Annotated in this window: 12 protein-coding genes; 11 read left to right on the top strand and 1 reads right to left on the bottom strand. The window is 69.9% G+C overall.

What is annotated here, in order from left to right:
- A partial coding sequence (locus ABY44_RS08255) for an AAA family ATPase (protein ID WP_431641089.1) occupies window positions 1-2,241 on the bottom strand: 2,241 nt, incomplete at its 3' end.
- 242 nt (window positions 2,242-2,483) lie between these two features.
- On the opposite strand from ABY44_RS08255, the gene ABY44_RS08250 reads away from it, so the two are divergent.
- The 11 genes from ABY44_RS08250 to ABY44_RS08200 all read left to right on the top strand — a co-directional run bounded on the left by ABY44_RS08250 (window position 2,484) and on the right by ABY44_RS08200 (window position 13,385).
- A complete protein-coding gene (locus tag ABY44_RS08250) occupies window positions 2,484-3,479 on the top strand; it encodes a universal stress protein (RefSeq protein ID WP_060172249.1) in 996 nt (331 codons plus the stop codon).
- A gap of 18 nt (window positions 3,480-3,497) precedes the next feature.
- Window positions 3,498-4,478 carry a quinone oxidoreductase family protein gene (locus ABY44_RS08245; protein WP_059700275.1) on the top strand — a complete coding sequence of 327 codons (981 nt, stop codon included), beginning with the start codon at window positions 3,498-3,500 and terminating at the stop codon, window positions 4,476-4,478.
- Between the two features lie 10 nt (window positions 4,479-4,488).
- Window positions 4,489-5,337: a TauD/TfdA dioxygenase family protein gene (locus ABY44_RS08240; protein ID WP_021159632.1), complete on the top strand. Its 849-nt coding sequence runs from the start codon at window positions 4,489-4,491 to the stop codon at window positions 5,335-5,337.
- A 118-nt stretch (window positions 5,338-5,455) separates the two neighbouring features.
- On the top strand, window positions 5,456-6,511 hold the full coding sequence (locus ABY44_RS08235; RefSeq protein WP_021159631.1) for a 3-keto-5-aminohexanoate cleavage protein: 1,056 nt from the start codon (window positions 5,456-5,458) through the stop codon (window positions 6,509-6,511).
- 171 nt (window positions 6,512-6,682) lie between these two features.
- Window positions 6,683-8,035 carry an MFS transporter gene (locus tag ABY44_RS08230; protein WP_060172251.1) on the top strand — a complete coding sequence of 451 codons (1,353 nt, stop codon included), beginning with the start codon at window positions 6,683-6,685 and terminating at the stop codon, window positions 8,033-8,035.
- Window positions 8,036-8,051: 16 nt separating this feature from the next.
- The gene (locus tag ABY44_RS08225; RefSeq protein ID WP_060172252.1) at window positions 8,052-8,645 is read left to right on the top strand and encodes an RBBP9/YdeN family alpha/beta hydrolase; all 594 of its coding nucleotides are present in this window, start codon (window positions 8,052-8,054) and stop codon (window positions 8,643-8,645) included.
- Between the two features lie 86 nt (window positions 8,646-8,731).
- Window positions 8,732-8,953 carry a hypothetical protein gene (locus ABY44_RS08220; RefSeq protein WP_155637887.1) on the top strand — a complete coding sequence of 74 codons (222 nt, stop codon included), beginning with the start codon at window positions 8,732-8,734 and terminating at the stop codon, window positions 8,951-8,953.
- A gap of 285 nt (window positions 8,954-9,238) precedes the next feature.
- A complete protein-coding gene (locus ABY44_RS08215; RefSeq protein WP_027787394.1) occupies window positions 9,239-10,405 on the top strand; it encodes an extracellular solute-binding protein in 1,167 nt (388 codons plus the stop codon).
- Between the two features lie 49 nt (window positions 10,406-10,454).
- Entirely contained in the window at window positions 10,455-11,534 is a 1,080-nt protein-coding gene (locus ABY44_RS08210; protein WP_027787393.1) for an ABC transporter ATP-binding protein, read from the top strand.
- 46 nt (window positions 11,535-11,580) lie between these two features.
- The gene (locus tag ABY44_RS08205; RefSeq protein ID WP_060172344.1) at window positions 11,581-12,453 is read left to right on the top strand and encodes an ABC transporter permease; all 873 of its coding nucleotides are present in this window, start codon (window positions 11,581-11,583) and stop codon (window positions 12,451-12,453) included.
- Window positions 12,453-13,385 carry an ABC transporter permease gene (locus tag ABY44_RS08200; RefSeq protein ID WP_060172254.1) on the top strand — a complete coding sequence of 311 codons (933 nt, stop codon included), beginning with the start codon at window positions 12,453-12,455 and terminating at the stop codon, window positions 13,383-13,385. The genes ABY44_RS08205 and ABY44_RS08200 overlap by 1 nt, the downstream gene beginning before the upstream one ends.
- Window positions 13,386-13,477: the final 92 nt, after the last annotated feature.

Genomic DNA, 13,477 nt, shown 5'->3' with positions numbered 1-13,477 from the left:
CTCGATGCGCGCCTGGCCCATGCTCATTTCACGGGCCAGCACCGCCGCTTCGTCGAGCGCCGCGCGCGCGTCGTCCCAGCGGCGCGCGGCCAGCGCCGCGCCCGCATGCGCGCTCGCCTGCAGCAGCACGACCGGGCGCCGCCACAACGGCCCGTGCGACGGAAACTCGGCGGCCGCGATCGCATCGATCCGCTCGACGAGCGCATGGCAGGTCGCCTCGCGATAACGCGCCGCGTGAATGCGCACCTGTTCGGCGAGGCTCGCGACCGACAGGCGCGGCAGGCGGCGCGCAACGCCCATCGCGTCGAGCGCTTCGAGCAGGTCGATCGCGCGGTGCTCGACGCCGCGCAGCAGCGCGATGCGCGCGGCGGTGCGATAGCCGAGCAGCACGGTATCGGGCGTACCCGCATGTTCGAGCACGTCGAGCCGGTTCGCGAGCAACGCGGCGGCCTGGTCGACGCGGTCGGCCTCGTACGCGAGCGCCGCGCACATCGCCGCGAGCATGCAGGTGAGCGGATGGCGGCGCCCGAGATCGGCTTCCGCGCGTGCCAGCGCCGGCGACAGCGTGTCGTCGGCCAGCCGGACCTGGCCTTCGCGCAGGTAGCTCAGGCCCGTGATCAGCTCGCCCCAGCGCGCGACGTAGCCGAACCCGGCCGCCGTCTCGCCGCGCGGTGCCGCGTGCTGGAAGCGGCGCGCCTGCGCCGGTTCGCCGACGATGATCGCGCGCGCCGACAGCCGGTTCGCGTGCATTTGCGCGAGCCAGGTCGCCGCCGGCGGCGTGAAGTCGGCCCACGGTTCGAACAGCTCGACGAAACGGTCGATTTCGTCGGCGTAATAAGCGGCCGCGCTGAGGATCAGCGCGCATTCGTAGCGCATCGCCGCGGGCGTGCCGGTGTCGGCGAGGATGCCCGCGATCTGGCGCTGCGCCTCGACGTGGCGCTCGCCGAGCGCCAGTGCCCACGCGACCGCGATGCGCAGCGTCGGGCGCTTGTCGAGCTCCGCGTCGGGCAGCAGCGCGAGCCAGTCGAGCACGTCGTTGATGCGGCCCTGCTTGATCGCATCCTCGAGGCAGCGCTGCGCGAGCGCATACGCCACCTCGAACTGGCCGGCCGCATACGCGTGGCGCGCGGCTTCCTCGGTCATCCCGTGCGCGTCGAGCCAGGCGGCCGCACGCGCATGCAGCGCGCTGCGCTCGGCGTCGGGGCCCGCGGCGAGGCGGTCGCGCAGCGTGTCGCGCACGAGCGGATGCAGCCGGCACCAGTCCGAATCGTCGGACGCGATGAACAGCGGCGTGTCGCGGGCGAGCCGCGCGAGACGGTCGGGCGCGTCCGCGTCGTCGAGCAGCGCGGCGCACAGCGACGGATGCAGGCGATCGGCGACGCTCGTGCGGATCAGGAACGCCGTGTCGTCGGCCGACAGGTTCGCGAGCAGCAGCTCGACGAGGCGGTCGCGCGTGCCGTCCACGCGGGCGGCGAGCGCGTCGACCGCCTGGCGCGGATCGGCCGAGCGCGCCATCGCGGCCATCGCGAGCTGCAGGCCGAGCGGCCAGCCGTCGACGCGTTCGAACAGCCGCGCGCACGCGTCGGCGTCGACCCGCTGCGCAAAGCGCGCGCCGACCAGCGCGATCGTCTCGTCGAGCGTGAAGCGCAGCCAGTCGGGGCCCGCGAGCGTGCATTGCCCGCCGGCGAGCAGGTCGCCGGCCGTGTGGTCGAGCCCGCGCCGCGCGGCGACGACGACATGCAGGTTTTGCGGCGCATTGTGCAGCACGTAGGTCAGCGCCTCGAGGCCGGCCGGCGGCAACCGCTCCGCATCGTCGACGATCAGGAGCGCATCGATCGACAGTTGCGCGACCTCGGCCAGCCAGGCGGTCACGCCCTCGAGCGCACGCGCCGCGTCGGCCGCGCCGGGCGGGATCAGGCGCCCGAAGCCGGACCGTGCGCAACCGGTCCGCACCGCCTGCACGAGCCCCTGCAGCAACCGGGGCGCATCGTCGCGCTCGTCGGCCGACAGCCATACGACCGCGCGGCCGAGCGCGAGGGTCTCGCGGCGCCATTGCGCGAGCAGCGACGTCTTGCCGTAACCGGCCGGCGCCTGCACGAGCGTGACCGGCCGGCCGTCGAAAGCGGGCGACGCGAGGCTCAGCCGCGCGCGGGCCAGCAACTGCGCCGGCACGCGCGGCGCGGTCGTCTTCAGGACCAGTTCGGTGGGAGGCGCGTCGGCGCGAGCGGGTGGGTGGGCCATCGGGGCAGCAGTGGGAATCCGGCGGTGCCGTGCGGGCCAGCGTCCGGGGTGGGTGTGGGGGGAAGGATCGGCCGAAGCGCGTTCGCGCGTCAATCCCCCCCGCGACGAGTGGGGCCGCGCCGGCACCGCGTCGATAGCATGGGTTCCGATCCATGACGAACGCAACGAGGAGAGGGCCATGAACATCGCATCGACCGGCACACGGCGCAACGCGTCGCTCGCCGGATAAACGGAGCGGCACGATGTACCGCCATCTGCTCGTGACGGTCGACGGCGCGCCCGGCGGCATCGACGCGATCGGCCATGCGCTCGAACTGGCGCGCGCGGTCGGCGCCCGGGTCACGTTCCTGCTGGCCGGCGCCGCGCCGGCCTCGCGTTTATCCGGAGCGCGGCTGCCGGAACACGGTGCGAAAGTGGAAGCCGCCGCGCGGGCGCAGGGGTTGTCCCATGCGATCGCGGGGGCCGGCCTTCCGGGGGCCGGCCATCCGGGGGCGGGTGATGCGGCACCCGGCGCGCTGGCGGCCGAACTCGGCTGCGACCTGATCGGCGTCGCGGCGCTGCCGCACGATGCCGATGCGGCAGCCTGCGCGCAGCGGCAGCACCTGCTCGCGACGAGCGGTGTACCGGTGCTCGTGTGTACGTCGCGGCGAACGCCGGCCGAGGCGCGCGTGATGGCGCGTTGCCTCGATGCGCATCGCGCGGTCGGCGGGTTGCTGCATGCGCTGATGGCGTCCGGCGTGGACGCGGATGCACGGCAGCGGCAAGCGAGCGACGCGCAGCATGGCCTGATGGCGTCCGCCGCACACGCGGACGTACCGCTGCTGCACGCGGCCGACGCGCAGCGTGCGCTGGCATCGCTCGCCGCACTGCAGCGCGCCCGTGTCGGCACGGCCGCCGAAGCGCACCTCTTCGCGGCATTGCGCGTGCGCGCGGAGTGCGTCGCGGCCGAACTGGACGAACTCGACCGCCAGCGGCAGCGCGATGCGCAAGCGCTCGATGCGCTCGAGCGGATCGCCGCGGACGGGCTGCCGTCGGCCGCGTTCGACGCGGCGCTCGCCCGTTATGCACACGGCGCGTTCGAGCAGATGGGGCGGATGGAAGGCGTGATTTTCCCGGCCGCGCGACGCTACCTGGGCGACGCGGACTGGGCCGGACTGGACGAACCGCTGGCGGACGGCGCAGCCGCGACGCCGCCGAGCATGAACGAACCCGACGATGCGCGGCGCGCATCCGACTGACAACATACGGAGAACACGATGGCACATGCAGTGCGATTCCACGAAACCGGCGGCCCCGACGTGCTGCGCTGGGAAGCAGTCGACGTCGGCGATCCGGGCGCCGGCCAGGTGCGCCTGCGGCACGAGGCCGTCGGGCTGAATTTCGCCGACACGTATTTCCGCAGCGGCCTGTATCCGGTGCCGCTGCCGGCCGGGATCGGCGTCGAGGCGGCCGGCGTGGTCGACGCCGTCGGCCCGGGCGTGACGAACGTCGCCGTCGGCGACCGCGTGACCTACACGGGCTTCCTGAACACGCTCGGCGCGTACAGCACCGAGCGGCTGATCCCCGCCGCGCCGCTCGTGCGGCTGCCGGCCGGCATTTCATGCGAAACGGCCGCGGCGATGACGATGCGCGGCCTGACGTCGGCCTACCTGCTGCGCCGTATCCACGCGTTCGCGCCGGGCGACACGATCCTGCTGCACGCGGCCGCCGGCGGCGTCGGGCTGATCGTGTCGCAATGGGCGAAGCTGCTCGGGCTCACGGTGATCGGCACGGTTTCGAGCGAGCACAAGGCCGCGATCGCCCGCGCGCACGGCTGCGACCATACGATCGACTACAGCCGCGAGGACGTCGCGAAACGCGTGCGCGAACTGACGGACGGCGCGGGCGTCGACGTCGTGTTCGACAGCGTCGGCAAGGACACCTTCGAAGGCTCGCTCGATTCGCTGAAGCGGCGCGGGCTGATGGTATGCGTCGGCACCGCATCGGGCCCGATCCCGCCGTTCGATCCGCAGCGCCTCGCGATGAAGGGCTCGCTGTACCTGACGCGCCCGGCGCTGGCCGACTACATCGCCGATCCGGCCGAGAAGAACGACCTGGCCGGCGAACTGTTCGCGCACGTCGCGGCCGGCCGCATCAGGATCGGGATCAACCAGCGCTACGCGCTGCAGGATGCCGCGCAGGCACACCGCGATCTCGAATCGCGCAAGACGACCGGTTCGTCAGTGTTCATCGTCTGAGGAGACGCGCATGCGAGTCGAACCCCTGACCTGCGCGCTCGGCGCGGAACTGCTGGACGTGAGCCTCGCCGACGCCGTGCACGACGACGGCCTGTTCGCCGAGATCCGCGCGCAGCTGCTGCGGCATCGCGTGCTGTTCCTGCGTGACCAGGACATCACGCGCGCCGAGCACGTCGCGTTCGCGCGGCGCTTCGGCGAGCTCGAGGATCATCCGGTCGCCGGCAGCGACCCGGAGCACCCGGGGCTCGTGCGGATCTACAAGTCGCCCGACCAGCCGAACGACCGCTACGAGAATGCGTGGCACAGCGATGCGAGCTGGCGCGTGGCGCCGCCTTTCGGCTGCGTGCTGCGCTGCATCGACGGTCCGCCGGTTGGCGGCGACACGATGTGGGCGAACATGGTGCTCGCCTACGAGCGCCTGCCGGACCACGTGAAGCAGCAGATCGACGACTTGCGCGCGCGCCACAGCATCGAGGCGAGCTTCGGTGCGGCGATGCCGATCGACAAGCGCCTCGCGCTGAAGGCGCAGTACCCGGACGCCGAGCATCCGGTCGTGCGCACGCACCCCGAAACCGGCGAGAAGGTGCTGTACGTGAACGCGTTCACCACGCATTTCACGAACTACCACACGCCCGCGCGCGTGCGGGTCGGGCAGGACGCGAATCCCGGCGCCGGCCAGCTGCTGCAATACCTGATCAGCCAGGCATACATCCCCGAATACCAGGTGCGCTGGCGCTGGAAGAAGAACAGCGTCGCGATCTGGGACAACCGCAGCACGCAGCACTACGCGGTCATGGACTACCCGCCGTGCGTGCGCCGGATGGAACGCGCGGGCATCGTCGGCGACGTGCCGTTCTGAGCGCGCTCGCACCTTAACCGATTCGCCACCCCGAACAACGCGCCGGGCCCGCCGCCCGGCGCGGCGGGATACGCACGCCCGTACGCCTGCACAAAAACGATTTCCACTGGAGGACGACATGCAATTTCTCGACGATTCGCTGCACCCGGAAAACCAGGACAAGGTAGTCATCACGGTCGCGCCGTACGGCCCCGAATGGATGCCCGCAGACTTTCCGGAAGACATTCCGGTGACGATGGACGAGCACGTGCAGAAGGCCGTCGACTGCTACAACGCGGGCGCGACGGTGCTGCACCTGCATGTGCGCGAACTCGACGGCAAGGGCAGCAAGCGGCTGTCGAAGTTCAACGAGCTGCTCGGCCGGCTGCGCGAGGCGGTGCCCGACATGATCCTGCAGGTGGGCGGCTCGATCTCGTTCGCGCCGGAAGGCGACGGCGCGGAAGCGAAATGGCTGTCCGACGACACGCGCCACATGCTCGCCGAGCTGACGCCGAAGCCCGACCAGGTGACGGTCGCGATCAACACCGTGCAGATGAACATCACCGAGCTGATGAACCGCAAGGACATCGCCGGCACGTCGCTGAACGAAGCCGCGTTGTGGGACGCGTACCGCGAGATGACCGTGCCGGCCGGCCCCGGCTGGGTCGACGAGCACCTGCGCCGCCTGCAGGCGGCCGGCATCCAGCCGCATTTCCAGCTCACCGGCATGCATGCGCTGGAAACGCTCGAACGGATCATCCGCCGCGGCGTCTATCGCGGCCCGCTGAACGTCACGTGGGTCGGCATCGGCGGCGGCTTCGACGGCCCGAATCCGTACAACTTCATGGAATTCGTGCGGCGCTGCCCGGACGGCGCGTGCATCACGCTCGAATCCCTGATGAAGAACGTGCTGCCGATCAACACGGTTGCGATGGCGCTGGGCCTGCATCCGCGCTGCGGGATCGAGGACACGATCATCGACCAGAAGGGCAACCGGATGACGTCGGTGCAGCAGGTCGAGCAGTGCGCACGGATCGCGCGCGAACTCGGCCGCGACATCGCGACCGGCAAGGAAGCGAAGGCGATCTACCGGATCGGCGTGCAGTACGACGGCATCGACGAGACCCTCGCGCAGCTCGGGATGGCGCCGAACCGCCGGCCGGGCCAGCCGAACGTGCCGCTGCGGGCCGCCTGACGCGCCGCGCATCCGCGCATCCGGGCCAGCGGCCATGGTGGCCGCGGCCCGCCGATCGTTGTGGCGTGGCACCCATCCCCGCGCGTGACGCGGGGGCGGACTCCGGTCAACGGAGCGGGGCCACGCAAGCCGCGCCGGAGCACGACCGCTCCGGTGCCGGAGGAGACACGCATGCTGATCCATCATGTCGAGCCGTCGATCCAGGACGTCGCCGCCGCCGGCCGGCGCGCGCCTGCCTATGCGTGGCTCGTGTTCGGGCTGACCGTCGGCCTGCTGCTGTCGGACTACATGTCGCGGCAGGTGCTCAACGCCGTGTTCCCGCTGCTCAAGCAAGCATGGGCGCTGTCGGACACGCAGCTCGGTTCGCTCTCCGGTGTCGTCGCGCTGCTGGTCGGGCTACTGACGTTTCCGCTGTCGGTGCTCGCCGACCGCTTCGGGCGCGTGCGCAGCATCGTGCTGATGGCCGCGCTGTGGAGCGTCGCGACGCTCGGCTGCGCGCTGTCGACCCAGTACACGGAGATGCTCGTCGCGCGCGGCCTCGTCGGGCTCGGTGAAGCCGCGTACGGCAGCGTCGGCGTCGCGCTGATCCTCAGCATCTTCCCGGCGCGGCTGCGCGCGACGCTGACCGGCGCGTTCATGGCCGGCGGCGCATTCGGCTCCGTGTTCGGCATGGCGCTCGGCGGGCTCGTCGGCGCGCATCTCGGCTGGCGCTGGTCGTTCGGCGTGATGGCCGCGCTCGGTATCGTGCTGCTCGTCGCGTATCGCTGCGTCGTGACCGAACGGCGGCTCGCCGCATATCGCTCTGAATACGGCACCGAATACGGCGCCGAACCCTGCCGGCGCTACACGGACACGCCGCGCGACCTGCGCGGCAGCGTGCGCGTGCTGATGTCGGGGCTGTTCGCGTCGCGTTCGGTGATCTGCGCGTATCTCGGCAGCGGGCTGCACCTGTTCGTGCCGGGCGCGCTGTTCGCATGGCTGCCGAGCTACCTGAACCGCTACTACGCGATGGCGCCCGACCGCGCGGCCGTGCTCGCCGCCGGCTTCGTGCTGCTCGCGGGTATCGGGATGGTCGGCTGCGGGATCGTCACCGACCGCGTCGGCAAAACAGACGGCAAGCGCAAGTGGCTGACCGCGATCGCGTATTGCGTGCTGACCGGCGTCTGCCTCGCGATCGCGTTCCGGCTGCCGCCCGGGCCGCTGCAGCTCGCGCTGATCTGCGCGGGAATGCTGGTCGGCGCGGGCGCGTCCGGTGCGTCGGGTGCGATGGTCGCGAACCTGACGCCGGCCGCGATCCACGCATCGGCGTTCGCAACGCTCACGCTCGCCAACAACCTGCTCGGCATGGCGCCGGGCCCGCTGCTGACGGGGTGGGCCGCCGATCGCGCCGGCCTCGTCGGCGCACTCCAATGGATTCCCGTCGTGCCGCTCATGGCCGCCGTGCTGTTCGCGATCGGACGCGCGAGCTATGTGGCCGACCTCGCGCGCGTCGAACGCGAACGGCGCGCGTCCAGACTTTCCTGAACGCTTCGGAGGCTGCATGACCCTGACGACCGCACCCACCATCCTGATCGTGCCCGGCTTGCGCGATCACGTCGAAGACCACTGGCAGACGCACCTCGAACGGCGCCTGCCGAACGCATGCGCCGTCGCGCCGCTCGAAGCCGACAAGCTGAGCCGCGCGGCACGCGTCGCGGCGCTCGATGCGGCGCTGGCCGCGATCGACGGCCCCGTGATCCTCGTCGCGCACAGCGCGGGGGTGATGATTGCCGTGCACTGGGCGCGGCAGGCCACGCGCGCGATCCACGGCGCGCTGCTCGCGGCGCCGGCCGATCTCGATACGCCGATGCCCGCCGGTTACCCAGCGCCCGACGCAATCGACGCGAACGGCTGGACGCCGGTACCGACCGGGCGGCTGCCGTTTCCGAGCATCGTCGCCGCGAGCCGCAACGATCCGCTCGCGCGCTACGAGCGCGTCGAAACGCTGGCGGCAGGGTGGGGCAGCAGGCTCGTCGATCTCGGCGAGGTGGGGCACCTGAATCCGGCGTCCGGGTATGGCGAGTGGCGTGATGCGGAACGGTTGATCGACGAGGTGAGGGCGTTGGGCGAAGGCGATTCAGGCTTGAGGAATTGATATTCGGGCATTGTTTGCCGTCCTCGGGCCGTTTTCGTCCATTCATCGGATGCCATGACTGACAGCGACGCGACCGCTCCATCCGATTGGCGGACAAGCGGCCGATCGCTGTCATTTTTTGGCGAAATGCCGTCACGGATCCCAAACGAAAGGTGCTGTACGGCGTCGCGTTGAAACCCCGCACGATCATCCGTCCCACCCACGAGGCCAAGGCTTCGACCGAAGCCGAGGAGAGTGACGTGCCGCGCGCAGCGCGAAAAGTCATTTCCGGACACCGGGACGTGTTGATCGCGCTGAAGAACCGCTGATTTGCCGGGCCTGTAGAACGCTGACGGCACCGATCCAGTCCGAGCCCGTTGTATCCGCTTCGCCGGGATTGCCCCCCCGCAGAGATATGACGTCGCAAGACGACTGGGCGTCCAGCCACGATCCCCGGCCCATCTTGCCCGGTAACGAAATTGGCACTCACCGGAAGGTGTTTGTCAGGGAAAGTCCCGCCCCGGCTACCTCGGTTTTTTGTTGACCGACATCGTATAACGCCGTCATGATTTCCTGAAAAGAAAGGTCCCATCCACCGACCGAAGTGAGGAGACATGAACGCCACCACGATCGCTCGCCGTGTCCGCCGGATCGCACTCGCCGTGGGCTTCACGCTGTCGGCCGCGGCAGCCGTTGCCGCCCCCGTATCGCTGAACATCGTCGATGTCGCGGGCAACCTGCAACTCACGCAGAAGGCCATCGAAGCCTTCAGGGACAAGAACCCGACCCTCGTGTCGAGCGTCACGTTCACGAACGCGCCGGCGCCGCAGCTGCCGGGCAAGATCAAGGCGATGCAGGCGGCGGGGCGCGCCGACATCGACCTCGTGCTGACGGGCACCGACGCGCTCGCCGCCGGCATCGAGCAGAACCTGTGGCTGAAGGTGCTGCCCGACAACGCGGGCGCATTCCCCGGCGTGCTCGACAGGTACGCACCCGGCCCGCGCAAGATGCAGGACCTCGCACAGGGCTTCGGCCTCGAAGTCACCTACATGCCGGCCGGCCCGCTGCTCGAATACAACCCGGCGAAGGTCAGCGACCCGCCGAAAACACCCGATCAGTTGCTCGCGTGGTGCAAGGCGCACCCGAACAAGCTGATCTACGCGCGCCCGGCGAACTCGGGCCCCGGCCGCACGTTCCTGATGGGGCTGCCGTACGTGCTCGGCGACAAGAACCCGCAGGACCCGATCAACGGCTGGGACAAGACCTGGGCGTTCCTGAAGCAGCTCAACGACTGCGTCCCGTACTACCCGGGCGGCACGTCGGCGGTGATGAAGGAGCTCGGCGAAGGCACGCGCGACATGACCGTGACCGTCACCGGCTGGGACCTCAACCCGCGTGCGCTCGGCATCGTGCCGGCCGAGTTCCGGGTCCAGGCGTTCGACAACATGACGTGGGTCAACGATGCGCACTACATGGTGATCCCGAAGGGCGTGCCGAAGGACAAGCTCGACGTGCTGTTCAAGCTGATGAACTTCCTGCTCGAACCGGCGCAGCAGGCGATGACCTACGACGACGGTTACTTCTATCCGGGCCCGGCGGTGAAGGGCGTGACGCTTGAGATGGCGCCCGCGCACAGCCAGGAAGTGATCCGCAAGTTCGGCCGCCCCGAATACGCGAAGCTGCTGGCGGATCGCCCGCACGTGCAGCCGCTCAGCGCGCAGGCGATGGTCGCCGCATTCCAGAAGTGGGATCGCGAGATCGGTTCGCAGAAGTCGAAGTGACGCATGGGCCGGCGGGCGCCGCGGCGCCCGCGTCGATGGAGTTCGCGCAATGAAGCAGAGTTTCGAACGGCTGCGGCTCGATGGCGTCAGCCGCAGCTTCACCAATGCGGAAGGTGCGCAGGTCGCCGCGCTGAACGGGCTCGATCTCGAGATCCGGCGCGGCGAGTTCATCGCGCTGCTCGGCCCGTCGGGCTGCGGCAAGTCGACCGCGCTGAACTGCATCGCGGGGCTGCAGCCGCTCACGAGCGGCGGCATCTGGCTCGACGACACGCGCATCGACGTGCTGCCGCCCGAGCGCCGCGGCTTCGGGATGGTGTTCCAGAACTACGCGCTGTTTCCGCACCTGTCGGTGCTCGACAACGTCGGCTTCGGCCTCAAGATGCGCGGCGTGCCGAAGCAGGAAACGCGGCGGCGCGCGCAGCAGGCGCTCGAACTCGTGCAGCTCGTCGGGCATGAGGGCAAGCTGCCCGGGCAGTTGTCGGGCGGGCAGCAGCAGCGCGTCGCGATCGCACGCGCGATCGTCATCGAGCCGCCGCTCGTGCTGATGGACGAACCGCTGTCGAACCTCGACACGAAGCTGCGCATCGAGATGCGCGCCGAGATCCGCCGCATCCACACGCAGCTCGAACGCGCGACGATCTACGTGACGCACGACCAGGACGAGGCGCTGTCGATGGCCGACCGCATCGTCGTGATGAAGGAGGGTGTCGTACAGCAGGTCGCGACGCCGAAGGACGTCTACACGCGCCCGCACAACCTGCACGTCGCGCGTTTCATGGGTTATCGCAACGTGCTCCCGTTCACGCTCGACGGGATGGCCGGCGGCCACGTCAACGTCAGCGCCGCAGGCGTGCGGCTCACGGGCGTGCCGATGGCCGGCTTCGATGCGAAGGACGTCGCGGTCGCGCTGCGCCCCGACGACATCGAGCGCGCGGCAGACGGCGCAGGCAACGCATTCGACGCGACCGTCGAAACGGTCGAATACGGCGGCCGCGATTCGCTGATCCGTGCGGCCACGCCGTTCGGCCCGATCTGGGCGCGCGTGGCCGGCGAATTCGCGGAGGGCGAGCATTTGCGGTTATGTGTTGCGCCGTCGCGCACGCTCGTCTATGCGGGAGACGCGCGATGAACGGCCGCCGCATCGCGTGCGCCGCAACGCGCCACCGGGAGGCCGCGTGAGCACGCTCCCGGCCGGCGGCACACCGCGCGACGCGAAAGCCTGGCTCGTCACACCCGCACTCGCGTTCATCGTCGCGCTGTTCATCTATCCGTTCGCATACGGTCTCGTGCTGTCGTTCCAGCCGATGAACGCCGGCGGCGCGCTCGCGAACTACGTGCAGTTCTTCACCGACACCGCGATGTGGCCCACGGTGCTCGTCACGCTGAAGCTGGCGGTGCCGGCGACACTGCTCAACGTCGGCGTCGCGGTGCCCGTCGCGTTCGCGCTGCGCCGTAATTCGCCGTACCAGAAGTTCGTCACGACGCTGCTCGTGATTCCCGTCACGCTCGGCACGGTGCTCGTCGCCGACGGGATGCTCACGTATTTCGGGCCGAACGGCTGGTTCCCGCAGGCGTTGCAGGGGCTGCACCTGTACACCGACGAAGTGCGTCTCACGCACAACTACTGGGGCGTGCTGCTGTCGCTGATCGTGTCGGGTTTTCCGTTCGCGTTCCTGCTGATGCTCTCGTACATCAGCGGCATCGACCCGACACTCGCGCGCGCGGCGGCGACGCTCGGCGCGAACCCGTGGCAGCAGTTCCGGCGGATCTACCTGCCGCTGCTCGTGCCCGGGCTCACGATGGCCGCGTGCCTGTCGTTCGTGCAGGCGTTCTCGGTGTTCCCGTCGGCCGTGCTGCTCGGCGCGCCGGCCGGGCCCACGCGCGTGATCTCGATCGCGGCGGCGGAAGCGGCGTTCGAGAGCTACGACTATTCGCTCGCATCGGCGATCGCGATCGTGATGGGTTTCGTGCAGCTGCTGGTGGTCGCGTCGATGCTCGGCGCGCGCCGCTTCTTCTATACCGGCGCGGTGACGGGGGGCAAGGGCTGATGGCGACCGACAATCATGCCACCCGCGCGTGGCCGCCGAAGCACGACGCACCCGACCCGCCCGACGTGAGGCCCGCCGACGCGAGGAAACCGCGGAAGATGGCAGGCCATCTCGCCGGCCGTGCGTGGCACGCGCTCGTCTGGGGGCTGATGGCGTTCTTCCTGCTGAACGTGATGCTGCTGATCGCGACCGTCGCGGTGAACTCGGTCGCGACACGCTGGTTCGGCACGCCGCTGCCGCAGGGCTTCACGCTGCACTGGTACGCGAAGGCGTGGGCGGACTTCCAGCTCGCGAGCGTGCTGTGGGTGACCGTCGAGGTCGTCGGCGCGGTCGTGCTGCTGTCGATCGCGCTCGGCGTGCCGGCCGCCTATGCGCTCGCGCGCGTGCAGTTTCGCGGCAAGCGCTTCGCGCTGCTGGTGTTCCTGCTGCCGCTGATGGTGCCGCCCGTCACGTACGGGATCCCGATGGCCACCGTGATGTACAAGGTCGGGCTCGCGGGCACGCTGCCCGGCGTGATCCTCGCGAACCTCGTGCCGGCGCTGCCGTTCGTGATCCTCGTGATGACGCCGTTCATCGAGCAGATCGATCCGAATCTCGAAGCCGCCGCGCGCATCTTCGGCGCGAACACGTGGCGCTATTTCCGCCATGTGCTGCTGCCGCTGCTCGTGCCCGGCATGCTCGCGGCGGGGCTGCTCGTGCTGGTGCGCACGATCGGGATGTTCGAGCTGACCTTCTTCACCGCGGGGCCGAGCACGCAGACGCTCGTCGTCGCGCTGTATTACGCGGTGTTCTCGACCGGCGTGCGCGCGCCGCAGTCGATCGACGCGATGGCGATGATCTACATGGCCATCACGCTCGTATGGGTGGTCATCGCGCTGCAGTTCGTGAGCCCGACGCAGCTCGTGAGCCGCGTGAAGCAGGAGCGGCAGTAGGCGCGTCAGCAGGCGAGGGAGAAGCGGAGGGGCGATCGCGCCCGTGCAATTGGTTACAAATGGATACCGCGCACGATACGCGGACGTTGCAG

Source organism: Burkholderia sp. ZZQ-2, assembly GCF_050768715.1.
GTDB lineage: Bacteria > Pseudomonadota > Gammaproteobacteria > Burkholderiales > Burkholderiaceae > Burkholderia > Burkholderia cepacia.
This window is presented reverse-complemented; position numbering and strand designations above follow the sequence as displayed.

Bases quoted from the DNA above. Each gene is read 5' to 3' on its own strand.
- ABY44_RS08250 (WP_060172249.1), top strand. From the start codon at position 2,484: ATGTACCGCCATCTGCTCGTGACGGTCGACGGCGCGCCCGGCGGCATC.
- ABY44_RS08245 (WP_059700275.1), top strand. From the start codon at position 3,498: ATGGCACATGCAGTGCGATTCCACGAAACCGGCGGCCCCGACGTGCTG.
- ABY44_RS08240 (WP_021159632.1), top strand. From the start codon at position 4,489: ATGCGAGTCGAACCCCTGACCTGCGCGCTCGGCGCGGAACTGCTGGAC.
- ABY44_RS08235 (WP_021159631.1), top strand. From the start codon at position 5,456: ATGCAATTTCTCGACGATTCGCTGCACCCGGAAAACCAGGACAAGGTA.
- ABY44_RS08230 (WP_060172251.1), top strand. From the start codon at position 6,683: ATGCTGATCCATCATGTCGAGCCGTCGATCCAGGACGTCGCCGCCGCC.
- ABY44_RS08225 (WP_060172252.1), top strand. From the start codon at position 8,052: ATGACCCTGACGACCGCACCCACCATCCTGATCGTGCCCGGCTTGCGC.
- ABY44_RS08215 (WP_027787394.1), top strand. From the start codon at position 9,239: ATGAACGCCACCACGATCGCTCGCCGTGTCCGCCGGATCGCACTCGCC.
- ABY44_RS08210 (WP_027787393.1), top strand. From the start codon at position 10,455: ATGAAGCAGAGTTTCGAACGGCTGCGGCTCGATGGCGTCAGCCGCAGC.
- ABY44_RS08200 (WP_060172254.1), top strand. From the start codon at position 12,453: ATGGCGACCGACAATCATGCCACCCGCGCGTGGCCGCCGAAGCACGAC.